Here is an 18,130-nt window from a genome sequence, read left to right as displayed (position 1 = left end):
ACAGAGCAAAGCTGGCGTGAGGCAAGAGTTACTGAGTGAAGATGCCTTGCCCTACAAAACGATGTGTATCTCTTTGCTGATGCCTCGCTTCTTCAATGTTGTTGCTATATTGTTCCTCGTTAAGTATTGGAGATTCTCCCTCTGATTTGAGAGGGGTATGCGTTCAAAGGATCTAACGAGCTCAATGGCAAACTCTTCTGGCCCACTTCATCGCGGAATACCTGCTCACCCTGCTGATCCTCTGGCTGCACCACAGCCCAAGGCAGGTGGTATCGCAGCGAGGGCCATGGCTGCACGGCAAACCAACGCCCCAGCCTATATGGAAGGATTGAATGCAGAACAACGACTTGCTGTTGAGACGATCAACGGACCAGTGCTCGTTCTTGCAGGTGCTGGCACTGGTAAGACACGTGTTCTGACAACGCGTATTGCACATATTCTGGCAACGGGTCACGCCACTCCGGGGCAGATCCTTTCTGTGACCTTCACTAACAAAGCTGCCCGCGAGATGAAAACGCGCATTGGCGCTTACATTGGCGATGGCGTTGAAGGCATGGCCTGGCTCGGCACGTTCCACGCCATCTGCGTGAAGATTTTGCGCCGCCATGCTGAGCTTGTTGAGTTGAAGTCCTCGTTCTCCATTCTGGATACGGACGATCAGGTTCGTTTGATCAAGCAGATCATTCAGGCGGAAGGTCTGGATGAAAAGCGTTGGACTGCAAAGACATTTGCGGGGCTGCTGGACAGCTGGAAGAACCGCGGGCTTACACCCTCACAGATTTCAGCTGGTGACGCACAGGCCTTTGCTAACGGCTTGGGGCGCAAGCTTTATGAGACCTATCAGGAACGGCTTAAGATCCTGAATGCCTGTGATTTTGGTGATTTGCTGCTGCACTGTATTACGATCTTCAAAGAGCATGATGATGTTTTGAAGAGCTTCCAGCATCGCTTCCGTTACATGCTGGTGGATGAGTATCAGGATACCAACATCGCGCAGTACATGTGGTTGCGTCTGCTGGCGCAGGGCAATCCGAACGTGGCCTGTGTTGGTGATGATGACCAGTCCATTTATGGCTGGCGTGGTGCTGAGGTTGATAACATCCTGAGATTTGAGCAGGATTTCCCGGGTGCCGTTGTGGTTCGTCTTGAGCGGAACTATCGCTCGACCAGCCACATCTTGTCCGCAGCTTCTCATCTGATTGCACACAATCAGGGCCGTCTTGGTAAAACCCTTTTCACCGACCAGATGGGTTCTGAGGAAGAAGAGAAGGTGCAGGTTACCTCGGCCTGGGATTCTCAGGAGGAAGCCCGCTCCATTGGTGATGAGATTGAAGCTCTTCAAAACCATGGGCATTCTCTGAATGAAATGGCCATTTTGGTGCGTGCGTCCTTCCAGATGCGCGAGTTTGAAGACCGGTTTGTCACGCTTGGATTGAACTACCGCGTGATCGGTGGTCCGCGCTTTTACGAGCGTATGGAGATCCGCGATGCGCTCGCCTATTTCCGCTGTGTGATGCAGACGTCAGACGATCTGGCTTTTGAGCGTATCGTGAATACGCCGAAGCGTGGGCTTGGTGAAGCGACGCTGAAGATTGTTCATGCTTATGCACGGGAGCGCGCTATTCCGCTGATGATCGCTGCTGAAGAGTTGGTGCAGACCAATGAGCTGCGTCCGAAAGCTCGTGCTGCGCTCGCGGATGTTCTTGGCATGTTGGAGAACTGGCGTAATCAGGTTGAGACCATGAGCCATACGGAACTGGCGGAGATCATTCTTGATGAGAGTGGTTACACCCAGATGTGGCGTCAGGATCGATCTGCTGAAGCGCCGGGACGTTTGGACAACCTGAAAGAACTTATCCGCTCGATGGAAGAGTTTGAGAGCATGGCTGGGTTCCTTGAGCACATCTCGTTGGTGATGGATAAGGACAGCGATGCGGAAGAGGATGCGGTCTCGATTATGACACTCCATTCTGCAAAAGGCCTTGAATTTGATAGTGTTTTCCTTCCCGGTTGGGAAGAGGGTGTGTTCCCGAACCAGCGGGCATTGGATGAAACCGGACAAGCTGGTCTGGAAGAGGAACGGCGCCTTGCCTATGTGGGTCTTACCCGTGGCCGCAAGCGTGTGAAAGTGTGGTTTACCTCTAACCGCCGCATTCATGGCTCGTGGCAGTCCTGCATTCCTTCGCGGTTTCTGGATGAGCTACCTGCAGATAGTGTTGAGGTTGTTGAGGCCTCCAGCTCTTACGGTGGGTATGGTCTGAATAGCGCTGGTGGTGGTTATGGTGCCAGCCGGTTTGACAACAGTGATCCCTTCCAGAGCAAGTACTCTACGCCGGGTTGGCAGCGTGCGCGTAAGGCGCAGGCGTCTGGTCAGCAGTATGGCAAAATGCATGGCGGAAACCAGAGCCGTCGTGCCAAGAAGGCTGGTCCGATGACCATTGAAGGCGAGCTGGTTGCCAAGAGCGTTACTGAGGCAGGAAGCGATTTTGCGATTGGTGAGCGGATCTTCCATATGAAGTTCGGTTATGGATTGATCGGCGATATCGAGGGGAACAAGCTTACCGTCGATTTTGAAAAAGCTGGCCAAAAGAAAGTGCTCGATAGCTTTGTTGAGCGGGCATAAGCTGCAACTCAAGCGTTAATTACCTTTAGGGTAGATTGTGCTATCTCTCTTCTAAGTTGTGTTGGGAGATGGCAATGAATGAGGTGGTTCTCGCGCTTGCGATGATTGGTGTGGCGGGGGTTGGTGCACAATGGCTTGCCTGGCGATGGTCTTTACCTGCGATCGTTCTTCTGCTTGTTGCTGGCTTTCTCATTGGTCCTGCCACGGGTGTTCTCAGTCCAACTGCGTTGTTCGGTGATTTATTGCGTCCAACTGTTGCGCTTGGTGTTGCCGTTATTCTGTTTGAAGGCGGTCTTTCTCTTAACTTTCAACGTATTGGCGGTGTTGAGAAGGCGGTTTGGCGGCTCGTTCTTTTGGGCGCTTTTATCGCGTTTTTGTTGGGCGCATTGAATGCCCACTATATCGCAGAGCTGAGCTGGCCTTCGGCGCTGGTGTTTGCTGCCATTCTGATTGTTACCGGTCCTACTGTTATTATTCCCCTTCTGCGTCAGGCGCGGTTAGAGCGACGGGTGAGTTCGCTGCTGCGCTGGGAAGCGATCCTTGCTGATCCACTTGGTGCGCTGCTCGCGGTGTTCATGTTTGAAGGGTATCTGGTTTATCACGGCGACCATGGTTTTTGGGTGCTGGCGATCCGGGCTGTGGCTGGGTTGTTGATTGGCGGTGTTGGTGGCTGGGCGCTGGGGCGTGGATTGATCTGGCTGTTTGTTGGTGGTCGCGTTCCTGAATTTCTCAAAGTTCCACTGATTTTTGTGAGTGTGATGGGCGCTTATGCGCTTTCTGATCTGGTGCTGGAGGAATCCGGCCTGCTGACGGTGACGGTTCTTGGGCTGGTGCTCGGTAACTCTCGTCTTGCCAGTCTTGAAGAGCTGAAACGGTTTAAGGAAGCCGTCACGATCATTCTGGTGTCTTCGGTATTCATTGTTTTGACGGCTTCAGTTCAGCTTGGCAGTCTTGCGGAGTTTGGGTTGGAGGATTTGGCATTTATTCTGGTGCTGTTGTTTGTGATCCGGCCTATCTCTGTTTGGGTTGGAACCATTGGTGCTCACTTGAGCTGGAAAGAACGTTTGCTGGTTGGGTGGATTGCGCCACGTGGTATTGTGGCCGTTGCGGTTTCCGGCTTGTTTGCAAGGTCGCTTGTTGAGCATGGAGCTCCTGATGGAGAGCGGTTGGCGGTTTTGTCGTTTGCCGTTGTGGTTGCCACAGTGTTTGCGCACGGGTTTTCGCTTGGGCCATTTGCACGGTGGCTGGGGCTTTCCAGCCATACGGGGCCGGGATTGCTGATTGTGGGAGCGAGCCGGTTTAGCGTAGCACTTGCGACCAAGCTGAAAACGCTGGATGTTCCGAGCCTTACCGTTGACCGTAACTGGGGTAAGCTGCGGCTTTCGCGCAATGCCGGGCTTACGAACCACTATGGCGAGGTTCTTTCTGAGGAAGTTGAGAATGAGCTTCCGCTTGAGAATTACAGCGTTTTGCTCGCTGTGACTGATAATGATGATTACAACGCGCTGGTGACCACAAACTTTGGACCGCTTATGGGGCGAGGGGAGGTGTATCAGTTTGCACCCTCAGAAGAGCAAAGCGAGAAGGAAAAGTTTCGCCGTGTTGTGACGCTTGGTGGGCGTCCCTTCCTGACACCAGAACACAGTTATAACGACCTTGAAACGAAGATCCGTGAAGGCTGGTTCATCAAAGCCAGTGAGCTGACAGATACTTATGGCTGGACCGAGTTTCAGGAGGCTTTGCCAGAGACGGCTATTGTGCTGATGTTGATAGACCCGACCAAGAAGCTTCGCCCACTGAATGGCACCAAGCCTGCGATGCCGATTGCTGGTTCAACAATACTTAGCCTTGTTCCCTGCGAATATGCGGCAGAGCGCGAGAAAGCCTCGTGAGTACTGGCTTTTCGTTGCTGCACCTTCTATACGCCTAGGCAAAGGTTTTCACTGAGTTTTGATAGCTCATCGTAACTAAGGGATTTTGCATGGACACGATCCGGGTTCGCATTCCGGCACCTGAGGCTGAAGCAAAAGCACTCTCCGATATTATGGAGGCGCGCTTTGAAGATGACGGGTTCCCAGTTGCCGTCTTTGAAAGCTCCAAGGACGGAAAAACTTGGACCGCAGAAGTGCTGGTTCTGGAATCTACGGTTGATGACGCAATCAATCTGGTTGAAATGCGTTTGTTTGATCAGTTTGAAGGCGGCGTTATTCCAAGTTTTGCTGAAGTTGAGGCGCTGCCTGACATCAACTGGGTTGCCAAATCCCTTGAAGGTTTGAAGCCGGTTCGTGCGGATCGGGTTATCGTTCATGGTGCGCATGATCGTGATGCTGTCGGCCAGTCTGACATTGGTATCGAGATTGAAGCAGCACAGGCTTTTGGTACCGGTCACCATGGTACGACTGAAGGTTGCCTGTTGGAGCTTCAGCGCTTGTTGAAGCGGCACAAATACCACCGTATGCTTGATTTAGGCACCGGAACGGGTGTTCTGGGCATTGCACTTGCTAAGCTGACCAGCTCTGAAGTTCTGGCGACCGATATTGATCCGATTGCGGTGGAAGCTGCGATTGATAATGCGCGTAAGAACAATGTGGGGCCTCACTTCAAAGCCTTTACCGGTGCTGGTGTGGATGACCGCCGCTTTAATGAGTTTGGCCCGTTTGATTTGGTTGTTGCCAATATTCTTGCAAGACCGTTGATGCAGATGTCCGCTAAACTGTGCGCTCACCTTGCGCATAAGTCTACGCTGGTTCTATCCGGCTTGCGGATTGAGCATGGTCCACGGATCATCTCAGCGTATGGACAGCAGGGATTGAAGCTTGTGCATCGCCGCGAGATTGAAGGATGGCTGACGCTGACCTTTGCAAAAGGCAACTGGGACTCATAAGGCCTGACAGATTGCTAAAGCAGTTCGCATTTAAATGGAAACGCATGAACTGCTTTAGCCTTTGTTTTTGCGTATTTTTCTCCGAAAACCGGTTTCCACTTTTCGGAGATACGCTGTAATAATTCTGAACCCTCATTGCTGATGCAGTGAGGGTTTTTTGATGTCTGATTGAAATGCAAAAAAACAAAAAACCTTTGCTTCCTGATCCGGCAAATTGGGAGGAAATTGCCGGGGAAGCAAAGGTTTTTTTGTGTGCCAAGCAACTGGGAGGAATTTGCTTAGCTTGCTAGATACTGGGAGGAGGTATCCAGCTGTATGAGTGGCATTTCTAGCGCTTTATCAGCAGCTGATGGATGCCGGCCATTTTTGTCGTGCAGATCACTTTGGGAGGAGGTGTGATCCACCGGTTTGCTTTGGGAGGGAAGCGCCCCGTCGACAAGAGGAGTTATCTATTATTTTAGTTTGTAAAAAAAGAGATAGTTTCGCATGACGCTTATGCGTTTTTTGCATATCTCTGTATTGTCATGATCTGAAATTGCATGGAGTACATAGCAGATCTGCGTATAACGCATGGATTGTGTACTTCTGTATCCTCATCGCCTGAATTGAGAGTATAAATTCCTCTTAGGAGCCGTGTTTGTGTGGTTGAGTTGTGTGACGATCGGCATTAGCCTTCCAGCATGTTTCAAAGCTTTGACACAGTAAATGATAAATCTCGTGGGCCGGTTCGGTTGGCCGCTCTGCGAGACGAGCTGGCCTCGCGTGGGCTTGATGGCTTTTTGGTGCCGCGGGCAGATGCTCACCAAGGTGAGTATGTTCCTGATAGTGACTGCCGCCTTGAGTGGCTGACGGGTTTCACCGGCTCTGCTGGTATTGCTGGTGTTCTCAGTGACAAGGCAGCTGTTTTTATTGATGGCCGCTACACCATTCAGGTGCGAGATCAGGTAGACGAAGAGGCGTTTGCCTATCGTCATCTGATTGATGAGCCGCTGACGGGCTGGCTTCGTGAGAACGCGGCAGAAGGCCAGAAGATCGGGTACGATCCGATGTTGCATCCTGTTCGTCAGGTGCGCTCTTTGAAAGCTGCCTGTGAGAAGGCTGGTGCACAGCTGGTTGCTATTGAAAGCAATCCTGTCGATGCCGTTTGGAGTGATCGCCCGGAAGCGCCGCTTGGTGCCGTGAAAATGCACGGGATGCAGTTTGCTGGTGAAAGTGCTGCAGACAAGATCAAGCGTATTGGTGAGTTGATTGCTCGAAAAGAGGCGGATACAGCGCTTCTGACACAGCCAGACTCAATTGCGTGGCTGTTGAACATTCGCGGTAGCGATGTGATGCATACGCCGCTGCCACTGTCCTTTGCTTTGGTACCGACCAACGGCAAGCCATCGCTGTTTATTGATGGGCGCAAGCTTTCCAATGAAGTGCGTGATGAGCTGAGCGCTCTTGCTGATATTGCAGGACCGACAGAACTTGCACCTGCATTGAAAGCATTGGGTACTGAAGGCAAACGAGTGCTCATTGATACCGGTCTTGCGGGTCAGGCTCTTTATGATGCGGTTGCTGGCAATGGCGGCCATGTTGTGGAAGGGCAGGAGCCAACTCTGCTGCCGAAGGCTGTTAAAAATCAGGCTGAGATCGAGGGCACAAAAGCTGCGCATCTGCGTGACGGTGTTGCCTATGCTGGCTTCCTTGCATGGTTTGAGAAGACGGCGCCTCTTGGTGGCCTGACTGAAGTTGTTGTTGCTGAAAAGCTTGAGGAGTTCCGCCGTGAGACGGGTGTTTTGAAGGACATTTCCTTTGACACCATTTCAGCGGCTGGTCCTCACGGTGCGATCTGTCACTACCGTGTGAGCAACGATAGCAATCTGCCGATTGAGCTGAACAGTGTGTATCTGATCGATTCTGGTGCGCAGTACGAGGATGGCACAACAGACATCACACGTACGCTTGCTGTTGGAGCTGTGACTGCTGAGCAGTGCAAACACTTTACGCTTGTTCTGAAGGGCCATATTGCTATTGCGACCGCGCGTTTTCCTGTTGGGACGACCGGCTCACAACTGGATACTCTGGCTCGTATCGATCTTTGGAAGCAGGGTCTCGACTTTGACCATGGCACTGGCCACGGTGTCGGCTCTTATCTGGGTGTGCATGAAGGTCCGCAGCGGATCTCCAAAGCTCCAAACAGCATCGCGTTGAAGCCGGGTATGATCCTTTCCAATGAGCCGGGTTATTACCGGGCTGATGAGTACGGCATCCGGATTGAGAACCTTGAGCTGGTGACGCCTGCTGCTGCCATTGAGGGTGGTGATCAGAAGATGCTCGGTTTTGAGCCGCTGACGCTGGCGCCGATTGATCTGCGTATGGTGGATACCAAGCTTCTCTCCGCGTTTGAGCTGAACTGGCTGAATGCTTACCATGCTCGTGTGCGGGAATTGGTTGGGCCACTGCTTGATGGTGAGACCAAAGCTTGGCTGGAAGAGGCGACCCGTCCGGTTTCCTGAGCCGCTCCTGCTTCTCATTAGGTTAAAGAAAACCCCGCTTCATGGAGCGGGGTTTTTGTTTAGATGACAGTGAGTGCCATTCTGAGCACGACAACACTGACAACACCGAGTGTCATGGCTGCGAGCATTGGCAAGCGCAGGGCTGCAATCGCGGTGATGGCTGTTGCCGCGGTCTCTGCGATGCCGGTTGCGAAGGCTGTTGGGGCGACGACCGACATGAGGATCGCTGGCGGAACGGCTTGCAAGGCTGCCTCAGTTCTGCCTGAGAAAGTGACGAACTTTGTCAGCACCAGCCCTGCGATGCGGGTCAGGTAAGTTCCTGTTGCCATTGCCATAATGGTGAAGAGGACAAGTGGATCAACTGCGAAGACTTCTGACATCATGACTGAAGTGCCTCCGCAGGTTTCTGGAGCCCGTTGGTTTTTTCGTCATACTGGACTGCTGCGGCGATGACGCCTGCGATTGCGCCAGCGATTATGTACCAAGCGCCCGGAACGAACTTGTGAGTGAGAACTGCTGCTATACCGCTCGCTGCGAGGACTACGCCAGTTTTGCGGCCTTGCCAGAAGCCCATGACCAGACAGATGAAGAGGGCGGTGAACGCGAAGTCCAGACCGTAGCGGGATGGATCGCCCATGACTGCGCCTATCAGGCTTCCGACCACTGTTGCGACTTGCCAGGTGATGAACAGGGTCAGGCCAACACCGAGATAGAAACTGAAAGTGGTGTGATGCTTGATGGCGCGCTGTTCAGACAGAGCCCAGACCTCATCAGCCAATATGAAGAAGCCGAGGTATTTTTGCAGGGGTGTCCAATGGCCGAGTTTGGGGGCAAGGGATGCACTCATAAGCACGTGGCGCAGGTTGATCAGGAAAGTGGAGAAGGCAATGGTGAGCCACGGGAGTGGGTCGGCCCACAAATCCAGCGCAAGAAACTGGGAGCCGCCTGCAAATACGAAGGAGCCCATCAGCAGGACTTCCAAAGGAGACATACCCTTTTGTGCCGCGAGCGCGCCAAACAACAGGCCGATGGGTGTCGCGGCGAAAATCAACGGGAAGAATGTTGTTACACCGAGGAAAAATTCATTGGGACCAGCGTTGATCGCTGATTTGTTCTGATTGCTTTTCACAAAACCCTCCTAGAGCCTGTTGCGCTCATTTGCATTCACGCCTCACGCTCTAATTTCTTTACTTTCAGCGAATTCTTGTCGTTTGATTGAATTGAATCAAACGACAAGAATTCGCTCCAGAGCATGGAGTGCTTTTAAGTCAGAGAGGCCGATGTCGTCTTGAATGAAATTTCGCTTCTGGTATGCCGCTGTGATTAAATGGAAATCACAGATCGCTGGAAAGCTGCTGGTGTGGTGCCAACACGGGATTTGAACTGCCGCGTGAGATGGGCCTGATCCGCAAAGCCGCAGAGTGATGCCGTCTCACTTGGAGAGGTTCCGCGCACGAGCAGGCGTCTGGCATTTCGTACCCTCACATCGGTCAGGTAGGCATGCGGTGTTTGCCCAGTCGCTTTCTTGAAGGACCGGATGAGGTGATACTTTGATCGGCCCGAGATGTTCACCAGATCATCCAGATGCACGCTGCCCATGAAGCTTTCTTCCAGATATTCCCGCGCTCGTTTGATTGCGACGGGATCTTTTGATCCGGTGATGTTGTCAGTGAAGCTGCCGTGTTTTGCGAGCATCTTGGCGAAGATCATATAGAGCGGTTCTTCGGCTTCCAGATCAATGGAACGGTTCTGTATGGACTTGTGTGCTTCAACGAATTCCTGACAGAGCTCCGGGTCATGGACACAGGCCTCCGGGAAAAACGGCGTTCCGCTTTGTGGCTTGTCCGTCAGATCCTCAGCGATCTTCTGCAACAGTGAGATGCTGGGGTAGGTCATCCGGTAGGTGTAGCCGTAGCCCTCCGGTATGCCGTCGTGAAGCTCGAATGGGTTGACGAAGACCAGATCTCCGGGACCTGCGAATATCTGCTGTCCGCGTTGCCAGTAGCACTGACAGCCCGAGAGAATACCACCAACAACGAACGTGTCGTGAGTGTGAGGTTCGTAAACATGGGTTCTGAAACTTGCCGCAAGACATTCCAACCCATCAAAGCGAGGCGCACACCAGAATTGTGCGTTCTCTCCCGAATTGAGCGGAGTTGCTTCTAAGGCAATTTTTTGAGTAACCGGCTTCATAGACCCAATTTATCCAGCGAAGACAAGGATGTCTTGAATGAGATTGCTGTTTTTTGCGGATGGGTCAATGGAGATTATCTGGGGTTTGGCTAGCGGTGCTCCTCAACATTCGCCTGAATGAGAGCTGAATTGAAGTAACGCAGAGCCTTCACGTGACTTGCGTAACCGATAACTTCCGCCGGGTTCTTGGGGTCTATGACGGGCAGGGTGGATTTGCCTGCATCATCGAAGGTCTTGAGCGCTTTTTCGAGCGTGTCGAGCGGTGCAAGGAACGGTTCTTCTGACACTGGGTCGAAGGTGGTATCGGAGTCCGGCCTAGGTGGATCTGCGAAATCTTCAACATGAACAATGCGGACGAGCCATTTGTGGGCACCGTCCTGCAGCATGACACCGCGCATTTCCAGCTGCCAATGGAAGTAGGAACGGCCATGGATTGCCTGATTGAGGCCTGTTGAAACGGAGACAGCGATCAGCAGTGCAATGGACAACTCGTAACCACCTGTCAGCTCGAACACGATCATGGTGGTTGAGATTGGTGCGCCAAGGACGGCTGAGGCGACCGCTCCCATGCCTAAAATAGCGTAGAGGCCGTGGCTGGAAGCCATTTCGGGCAGGTGATTTGCCGCGATCAGACCAAAGGCACCACCCGTCATCGCGCCCAGATACAGTGAGGGTGAGAAGATGCCACCACCGAAGCGCGAGGCGAGCGTGATGGCTGTTGCTACTGTTTTCACGACGAGCAGCGAGAGCATCAATGTGAGCGGTAGTTCTGAGTTGAGCGCTCCATCTGTTGCCTCGTAGCCAACGCCAATGATTTCCGGATAGAAGACAGCGATTGAGCCAACCAATGCGCCGCCGATGATCGGGCGGAGCCAGATTGGCATTTTGATGTTTCTGGCAAGCCAGTCTGAGCCGATCAATGCAAACTGGAACGAGATGGCAACAATCGCGCAGATGATGCCGAGCAGCACGAAAGCCGGGAATTCCCAGTATGTGTTGATCTGGTAGTGGGGCAGAATGAAGGCTACTGCTTCGCCGAAATAGAGGCGAGACACGAGCGTTCCCATGGCTGATGAGAGCACGATTGGAACGAAGGCGGACATTGCGTAGTGTCCGAGGATGACCTCATGCGCGAACAATACGCCTGCGATTGGTGCGTTAAAGCTTGCAGAAACTGCACTTGCGACACCTGCAGCAAGCAGGATACGCATTGTTGAATCAGGGAGTTTCAGCTTGGAGAAGACGGAGGTGCCGAGTGTGGCGCCCAGATGAACCATGGGGCCTTCACGGCCAGCACTGGCGCCGCTGCCGAGTGAGATGACTGTGATGAGCGCGGAGCTGAGACCAGGCCAAAAGGGCAGGCCGGTTCCTCCATGAGCCCGTGCTTCAATCACGTCTGCTACGCCGCCAGCACGTTGCTTCTTCTGGATGGTTTGCAAAAGGAGGCCCACAATTGCGCCGCCTATGACGGGTGCCAGAACAATCACATACCATGGTTGCGCGTTGGCCGCGCTTATCATGCGTTCGGAGACGGTGCCGAGCGATAGCCACTGAACCAGACCGATGCCAATGCGAAACAGGATCGCAGACCCGCCCACAGCAGCTCCGATGATCAGCGCAAGGAGCCAGACAAGCGGGAGCCGCGATGACATGAACAAACGTAAGTTAGGTTCGACCCATTTATAGGCTATACGCATTGCGATTTTCAGCGGGTTAGCTTGGTTTGGCATAATAGATTAAGCGATACGACAATGAATGATTGGCACTGTCTTTAACGAGATTCCCCGGCAAACGCTAATCAGGATATGCTCTGATCATCGGATTTCGGATCATTATTTTCGATAAGCACTGAGAAACACTTAAGGAACCTCAAGAGGCCGCAACGTCAAGGTGGGTTCAGCCTTGCCAAAAGCTCAATTATGCTGACCATGCAGAATACTATAATTCCAATAAATGCCGAGGCGTGTCTCGAAGTTTCGACTATATGCTTGGAAGTGTGCTTCCGGGGGGAAGTATCTGGAATATAAGGGGGGTCTGCCATGTCTCTGACGGGGATGCAGCTGAATGTTACACGTAATGCCGAGGGGATCGACAAAGCGATTGCGCTCTTGAGTGAGAAGTTTGGCGATCGCTGCCAGACATCCATGAGCTTGCGGGAGCAGCACGGGCATACGACATCATGGCTACCAAACCAGCCGCCAGATGCTGTTGTCTTTGCGCAGTCGACCGAGGAAGTCTCTGAAATCGTAATGCTTTGTGCTGACCTACGTGTGCCGGTCATTCCGTTTGGCAGTGGTTCTTCTCTGGAAGGGCATTTGAATGCACCGGGCGGCGGCATCTCGCTGGATCTCTCTCAAATGAATGAGGTTGTCTCAGTTCATGCTGAGGATCTGGACTGTGTGGTTCAACCGGGTGTGACGCGCAAGCAGCTCAATGCTTATTTGCGTGATACTGGCTTGTTCTTTCCGATTGATCCGGGCGCTGATGCCACCATTGGCGGTATGACAGCGACACGTGCTTCCGGTACGAATGCGGTGCTTTATGGGACGATGAAGGATATGGTTCTGGCGCTGACGGTTGTCATGCCTGACGGGACCATTGTGAAGACTGGAAGCCGTGCCAAGAAATCATCTGCGGGATATGACCTGACGCGCTTGATGGTTGGCTCGGAAGGCACGCTCGGGGTGATCACTGAGATTACGTTGAAGCTGAAGGGCATACCTGAAGCAATTTCAGGTGGAATTGCTTCTTTCGATAGCATTGCAGATTGCTGCAACACGGTTATCGAGGCGGTACAGTATGGCATTCCCGTTGCCCGTATGGAGCTATTGGACACACTGACCGTCCAATCCGTCAATGCTTACTCAAAGCTGGATTTGCCTGAATCACCGTTGCTGCTTGTGGAATTCCACGGCTCTGAGGCTGGTGTGAGAGAACAGGCTGAGCGGTTTGGTGAGATTGCGGCTGAAAACTCTCTGAAAAAATTTGAATGGGCGACGGATCCTGAAGAGCGCAACAAGCTTTGGGCCGCGCGGCATGACGCCTATTGGGCTGGCCTTGGACTGGCACCTGAGCGAACCGGATTGTCGACAGATGTCTGTGTGCCGATCTCTCGTTTGGCCGACTGTGTGACAGCTACACATGATGACATCGAAGAAAATGGTCTGATTGGTCCGATAGTTGGCCATGTTGGTGACGGCAACTTTCATGTGCTTGTGCTGACGGATCTGACTGACCCTGAGGACATTGCCAAGTCTGAGGCGTTTGTTGAACGGCTGAACTATCGTGCGATTGAGCTGGGTGGAACCTGTACTGGTGAACATGGTGTAGGCCAGGGCAAGATGAAGTATCTGCCTAAGGAACATGGTGCAGGGTTGGCTGTGATGGCTGCGATCAAGCGTAGTCTTGACCCGCTGAATATTATGAACCCCGGTAAGATTGTTGCCTTAGATACCGAGTAAAGAAGTGCCATAAATACGCACTTGCTTCGATCCGTTCGGAAACATTGCCTTAAGTCGTTGCTGTCGTCTTGTTCCTGCTGTAATTCACATAGACAAACAAGTGTTTGCATGCAGCTCATAGGCGGACAGCGCGGCAAGGCGTGAGGTTCGAAGTGGGTAAAGGAGCTTAACGTTGAATTCGGTTTACATCACCGTCGGTGGGACTTTGATCTTGGCGCTGGTCATCGCGCTTGTTGGCCCTTTGGTCATCGATTGGTCAGCTTATCGTTCCCTGTTTGAAAGCTATGGTGAGAAAGTTCTGGGGCATCAGGTGACGATCCTCGGTGAGACCGATGTCCAGCTGCTACCTGCTCCCTACGTGAAGCTCTCTGACGTTCGTGTTGGTTCTGTCGAAGATCCGCTGATGACCATCAAAGGATTTGAAGGCCGTATTGAGTTGCCTTCGCTTTTGCGCGGAGAAGTGCACGTCACTGAGATGAAACTCAACGCGCCAGAACTTAACCTTTCTCTTGATGAGGAAGGCCGTCTTGATGTTTTGCAAACCAATTCCCGCCGTTCCGTTATTTCTGAAATCGACCCGACCTCGCTTATTCTGGAAGGCGTGAGCGTTCAAAATGGTTCTGTCGTACTGACTGATGCACGGACGGGAGAAGTACGCCGCGCAGGCAATGCGAACCTTGAGCTTTATGCTGGCGGTTTGCAGGGGCCTTTCAAAGCGGAAGGAGCGATGCTTTATGAAGGTGTGCCTTACACGCTGAAAATTGGTAGTGGCCGTGTTGAACGCAATGGTCAGATCCGGGTTAAGACGCAGGTGTCTCCTGCAAATGTTGCGGCTCAATTTTCAACTGATGGATTCCTGACACACCAGAACGGTGTGGTCTCCTATTACGGAGATGCCGAGGTTCAATCTGTTGTCAGTGAAGGCTCTGATGCGCTGGAATGGGCTGGGAAGAGTAAGTTTAATCTGGACGGTGAGCGGCTGGAACTGACTGAGAGCACTTTGCGTCTCGGCTCAGAAGATCGTCCGATTACCGCTGAAGGTGGCGGTATTTATCGTTTTGGTCCAGAGCCAGAATTTCAGGCCGTTGCTCAGTTTAAACAGGTTGATCTGGACCGGATGATTGGTGGTGGGCCACAGCGTCCGCTGGTTCCGACTGATGCTGTTTTGACGCGACTGGCTGGCGGCTTGCAGTCTCTGCCCCTGCTGGATGTGAAAGGCAATATGGACCTGACCGTACCTGTTGTGGTGGCGGGTGGTTCTGTTGTTTCCAATCTGAGCGCATTGCTTGAATCGACAGGCACTGGCTGGAAGATTGATGAGCTCTCTGGTGAGTTGCCGGGTCGTAGCCTCTTCAAGACCAGTGGTTACTTGGAGCTGCGCGGCTCTGCTGGCTATCAGGGAGACTGGGAGATTTCTTCCCGTCAGCCACATCAGCTGGCGCATTGGTGGTTGGGAGAGCGGAAGGATGCTTCCAAACGTCTGTCTCCGGTTGCGTTGAGAGGCCGTGTTGAAGCTGGTTCCGGTGCTCTGCGACTTCCTGATTTGCGGATTGATGCCGGAGATGTGCGCAGTGTTGGTTTGATTTCATTTGAACATCCGCTTGATCGCAGCCCGTTGATCACCGTTGATATGGATAGTGACCGCGTCAATCTGGATGAGATCCAGCGTTATGTGGAAGCGTTTACAGGCAAAAAGATCAAGCCAAGCGCAGTTGATATGTCCATGCGGCTTTACGCAGATGAGCTTGTTGCCAGTGGTGTCAAAGCGAAAAGCATGGCTGTGAGTGCGAGCCTGAGTAGGGATACGCTTTCCATTGAGCAGTTGAAAATTCGCGACTTTGCTGGTGCGTACATTGATATGAAGGGCCGCATTGATGACCTGAGTACGACGCCGCAGGGGAACATCAAAGGCACGCTGACAGCATCGTCTCTGACTGGAGCGGTTGCTGTTTTGGAAGAATATGCACCTGACCATCCGTTGATTGAGCGCCTGAAAACAGCTGCTCCGGATCTTGCACCTGCCAGCCTGAAAGCTGAGCTTTCTGCCTATGCTGAGAAGGGGCGGACGGATATGTCTTTGAACCTTTTTGGTGAGGTTGGTGTCAGCGATCTGGATTTGAATGGCACCTTTGAAGGCCGCATTGATGATTTCGCAGAAGGTGACCTTTATGCGGAAATGACGCTTGGTGGCAAAGATGGCGTCAAAGTGCTTCGACAGCTTGGGTTTGAGGCTATCCCAATCACGCAATTGCAACCGGGAGAGGTTCGTCTTTCCTTGTCTGGCAGCCCGCGCGATCAACTGGCCTTTGGTTTTTCAAGTGACCTTGTTGGGTTGAAGATCCTTTCCGATGGCACCGTGCGGGTTCCGAACCGGTCTGCTGCTGTCTGGTCTGCCAAGGTTGCGTTGCAGTCTGATGATCTGGCGGACTATGGACTGGCATTTGGCAAGATTTATCCAATTTACTCCGGTCCTCTTAAAGCGAACCTGAGTGGTCAGTTTGAAGGCCGCGGGCGGGACTTCAAACTCTCAGATCTGAAAGGCCAACTGGCCAATATGGATCTGTCTGGTGATCTTGAAGGTACTTTGAAAAAAGGTGGACCTTTAGAAGCATCCGGAAAACTGGAACTGTCTGAGCTTGATATGCGCAGTTTGAGTGAGCTGCTGCTGGGAGCCAATGTTTGGGTCGGTGTGCTTCAGGAAGATTCTGTCTGGTCTTCGCAGGCGCTGGGGCAAGGTCTTGCTGATGGTGTGGATCTGACCCTTGATGTGAAGAGCGATCGCGCTTTGTTCAGTGATGAGTTCCGACTGGATGCTGCAAGTGGTCAGCTTCGGCTACGTTCGGATCAGCTGTCTATCAATGAAGGGTCTGGCCGGTTTGCAGGAGGCGAGTTCTCTGGTGCCTTTGATTTGCGGCGGGATCAGGGACAAGCGAGCCTTTCTGGCAGGTTCCGGCTCGATGATGTTGATTTTGAAGAGCTGGCCTGGACTGATGAAGGTCGCGCTTTAGCAACAGGTAAGCTGCAGGCGATTGCTGAGTTTGAAGGAAGCGGACGCACAATCTCCGGTCTTGTGGCTGGTCTTTCAGGTGGTGGTACTTTCAGCGTTACTGATGGTGAAATTCGCCGGATCAACCCAGCGGCCTTTGACCTCGTGATCAAGGCTGCGGATGCAGGTCTTGAGCTGGATGAGGCTGCTATTCAAAACACCTTTGCGGACCATCTGGATGCGGGCTCTATATCGTTCAACCGGGTTGACGGGTCCCTGGGCATTGCCAGTGGGCGGATCCGGGCGCGTAACATCTCCGTTGATACTGCCGGGACCACGCTGTTTGGCTCTGCGCTTGTTGATCTGGAGAAGTGGGCGCTGACGGGCGATGTTTCCATGAAGACCCGTGATGAAGCGCAAAAGGTTGCGGGTGCTGAGCCTCAGGTCGCTATCTTGTATTCTGGTCCGCTGGAAAACCCAGTGCGCAAGCTGGATACTGGGCCTTTGCTCTCCTATCTCAATCTTCGTGCGATTGAACTGAATGTGAAACGCATTGAGGAAGAGCAGCGCAAGATTGCTGAGCAAGAGCGCATGCTTGATGAACTGAAGAAAAAGCGGGAAGAGGAAGCCGCCCAAAAAGCGAAGGCTGCTGAGGACACGGAAAAGGCTCGGCAAGCTGAAGCTGCCACCGCCGCTGAACGTAGGCAACAGGCGCAGGCAGACAAAGAGGCGAAAGCCCGTGCCGCCCGCTTGGCTGCTGAGGAAGAAGCGCGCAAGGCGAAAGCTGTTGAGGCTGTGAAGCGGGCTGAGGAAGCTCAGAAAGCAGCAGAGGCGAAAGCTGCTGCGGAGGCCAAAGCTGCGGCTGAAGCGCAAGCTAAGGCCGATGCTGAGAGCAACAAGAGCACTGTACAGGACTTTAGTGCGCGTATTCGGTCAGTTCTTGACGGAGACGCCACTGCAAAAAAGCCCGTTAGCCCCTCTGTTGCAATCGTTGACCCACCGAAACCGCGCGCGAAATCCAGTCTACCTGCATTGGAAGCTCCGGTGACCATTGGTGGCGTGAACGAGGCGACGGTGCCAGCGGGAGAGGTTGACCTGCTTGGGCCTATCATCCAGTCAGGTGCTCCGAAAAATCTTGGTGTGCTTGAGGCCGGCAATGACAATCAGGTTTTGCGTGGACCACTACCGGATTTGCAGACTGATGAGCGGGGAGCGCCTAAGTTCATTGAGCTGCCAGGTGGTCGCCTGCTGCAGGTTAACTGACCAGTTGGGTCTGAAAGTGTTTGAGCACGGCGACGCGGATGCAGCTTGAGAGATTGTTTTCCGGGTTTCGCTCATCATCAATTGAGGCGATGGTCGCGGTAATGTTTTTACCCTGACTTCGCGCAAAGTCTTCCAGCCCAGACCAGAACTCCGGCTCCAGCGTGATGCTGGTTCTATGTCCGTGTAGGGTGATCGAGCGTTTCTTGAGGCTCATAAGGA

At 52.9% G+C, this 18,130-nt stretch carries 11 protein-coding genes; 6 read left to right on the top strand and 5 right to left on the bottom strand.

Annotated elements, in window-relative coordinates; all coding sequences use genetic code 11:
• Positions 1-184: 184 nt before the first annotated feature.
• The 4 genes from PsAD13_RS21885 (at position 185) to PsAD13_RS21870 (ending at position 8,008) form a co-directional block, all read left to right on the top strand.
• Positions 185-2,623, top strand: a complete 2,439-nt coding sequence (locus PsAD13_RS21885) for a UvrD-helicase domain-containing protein (RefSeq protein ID WP_063303401.1) — start codon at positions 185-187, stop codon at positions 2,621-2,623.
• A 74-nt stretch (positions 2,624-2,697) separates the two neighbouring features.
• Entirely contained in the window at positions 2,698-4,515 is a 1,818-nt protein-coding gene (locus tag PsAD13_RS21880; RefSeq protein WP_063303402.1) for a sodium:proton antiporter, read from the top strand.
• An 89-nt stretch (positions 4,516-4,604) separates the two neighbouring features.
• Positions 4,605-5,507 (top strand): 50S ribosomal protein L11 methyltransferase, encoded by a 903-nt coding sequence (locus tag PsAD13_RS21875; protein ID WP_063293890.1) that lies wholly within the window; start codon positions 4,605-4,607, stop codon positions 5,505-5,507.
• A gap of 680 nt (positions 5,508-6,187) precedes the next feature.
• A complete protein-coding gene (locus tag PsAD13_RS21870; protein WP_063319466.1) occupies positions 6,188-8,008 on the top strand; it encodes an aminopeptidase P family protein in 1,821 nt (606 codons plus the stop codon).
• A gap of 59 nt (positions 8,009-8,067) precedes the next feature.
• Here PsAD13_RS21870 and PsAD13_RS21865 read toward each other — a convergent pair whose 3' ends face one another.
• The 4 genes from PsAD13_RS21865 to PsAD13_RS21850 form a co-directional block, all read right to left on the bottom strand.
• Complete coding sequence (locus tag PsAD13_RS21865) at positions 8,068-8,391, bottom strand: AzlD domain-containing protein (RefSeq protein ID WP_063319465.1); 324 nt, start codon at positions 8,389-8,391, stop codon at positions 8,068-8,070.
• On the bottom strand, positions 8,388-9,137 hold the full coding sequence (locus PsAD13_RS21860; RefSeq protein WP_063289927.1) for an AzlC family ABC transporter permease: 750 nt from the start codon (positions 9,135-9,137) through the stop codon (positions 8,388-8,390). Before PsAD13_RS21860 ends, PsAD13_RS21865 begins: the two co-directional genes overlap by 4 nt.
• A gap of 194 nt (positions 9,138-9,331) precedes the next feature.
• Positions 9,332-10,201, bottom strand: coding sequence for an AraC family transcriptional regulator (locus PsAD13_RS21855; protein WP_057465742.1), 870 nt, complete (start codon positions 10,199-10,201; stop codon positions 9,332-9,334).
• Between the two features lie 89 nt (positions 10,202-10,290).
• Complete coding sequence (locus tag PsAD13_RS21850) at positions 10,291-11,931, bottom strand: chloride channel protein (protein ID WP_063303405.1); 1,641 nt, start codon at positions 11,929-11,931, stop codon at positions 10,291-10,293.
• Positions 11,932-12,240: 309 nt separating this feature from the next.
• On the opposite strand from PsAD13_RS21850, the gene PsAD13_RS21845 reads away from it, so the two are divergent.
• Positions 12,241-13,662 (top strand): FAD-linked oxidase C-terminal domain-containing protein, encoded by a 1,422-nt coding sequence (locus PsAD13_RS21845; protein ID WP_063319464.1) that lies wholly within the window; start codon positions 12,241-12,243, stop codon positions 13,660-13,662.
• Positions 13,663-13,834: 172 nt separating this feature from the next.
• Complete coding sequence (locus tag PsAD13_RS21840; protein WP_063319463.1) at positions 13,835-17,911, top strand: AsmA-like C-terminal region-containing protein; 4,077 nt, start codon at positions 13,835-13,837, stop codon at positions 17,909-17,911.
• Here the strand turns inward: PsAD13_RS21840 and PsAD13_RS21835 are convergent.
• Positions 17,904-18,125, bottom strand: coding sequence for a ribbon-helix-helix domain-containing protein (locus PsAD13_RS21835; protein ID WP_063289922.1), 222 nt, complete (start codon positions 18,123-18,125; stop codon positions 17,904-17,906). The two genes, PsAD13_RS21840 and PsAD13_RS21835, sit on opposite strands and share 8 nt — an antisense overlap.
• Positions 18,126-18,130: the final 5 nt, after the last annotated feature.

Origin of the sequence: Pseudovibrio sp. Ad13 (assembly GCF_001623225.1) — a bacterium.
Lineage (GTDB): Bacteria > Pseudomonadota > Alphaproteobacteria > Rhizobiales > Stappiaceae > Pseudovibrio.
The sequence above is the reverse complement of the archived record's forward strand: the minus strand, read 5'-3'. Positions and strand labels throughout refer to the sequence as shown.

What these genes read in the sequence shown, in the direction of transcription:
- PsAD13_RS21870 (WP_063319466.1), top strand. Translation starts at nt 6,188, where the DNA reads ATGTTTCAAAGCTTTGACACAGTAAATGATAAATCTCGTGGGCCGGTT.
- PsAD13_RS21865 (WP_063319465.1), bottom strand. Translation starts at nt 8,391, where the DNA reads ATGATGTCAGAAGTCTTCGCAGTTGATCCACTTGTCCTCTTCACCATT.
- PsAD13_RS21875 (WP_063293890.1), top strand. Translation starts at nt 4,605, where the DNA reads ATGGACACGATCCGGGTTCGCATTCCGGCACCTGAGGCTGAAGCAAAA.
- PsAD13_RS21885 (WP_063303401.1), top strand. Translation starts at nt 185, where the DNA reads ATGGCAAACTCTTCTGGCCCACTTCATCGCGGAATACCTGCTCACCCT.
- PsAD13_RS21855 (WP_057465742.1), bottom strand. Translation starts at nt 10,201, where the DNA reads ATGAAGCCGGTTACTCAAAAAATTGCCTTAGAAGCAACTCCGCTCAAT.
- PsAD13_RS21880 (WP_063303402.1), top strand. Translation starts at nt 2,698, where the DNA reads ATGAATGAGGTGGTTCTCGCGCTTGCGATGATTGGTGTGGCGGGGGTT.
- PsAD13_RS21850 (WP_063303405.1), bottom strand. Translation starts at nt 11,931, where the DNA reads ATGCCAAACCAAGCTAACCCGCTGAAAATCGCAATGCGTATAGCCTAT.
- PsAD13_RS21845 (WP_063319464.1), top strand. Translation starts at nt 12,241, where the DNA reads ATGTCTCTGACGGGGATGCAGCTGAATGTTACACGTAATGCCGAGGGG.
- PsAD13_RS21835 (WP_063289922.1), bottom strand. Translation starts at nt 18,125, where the DNA reads ATGAGCCTCAAGAAACGCTCGATCACCCTACACGGACATAGAACCAGC.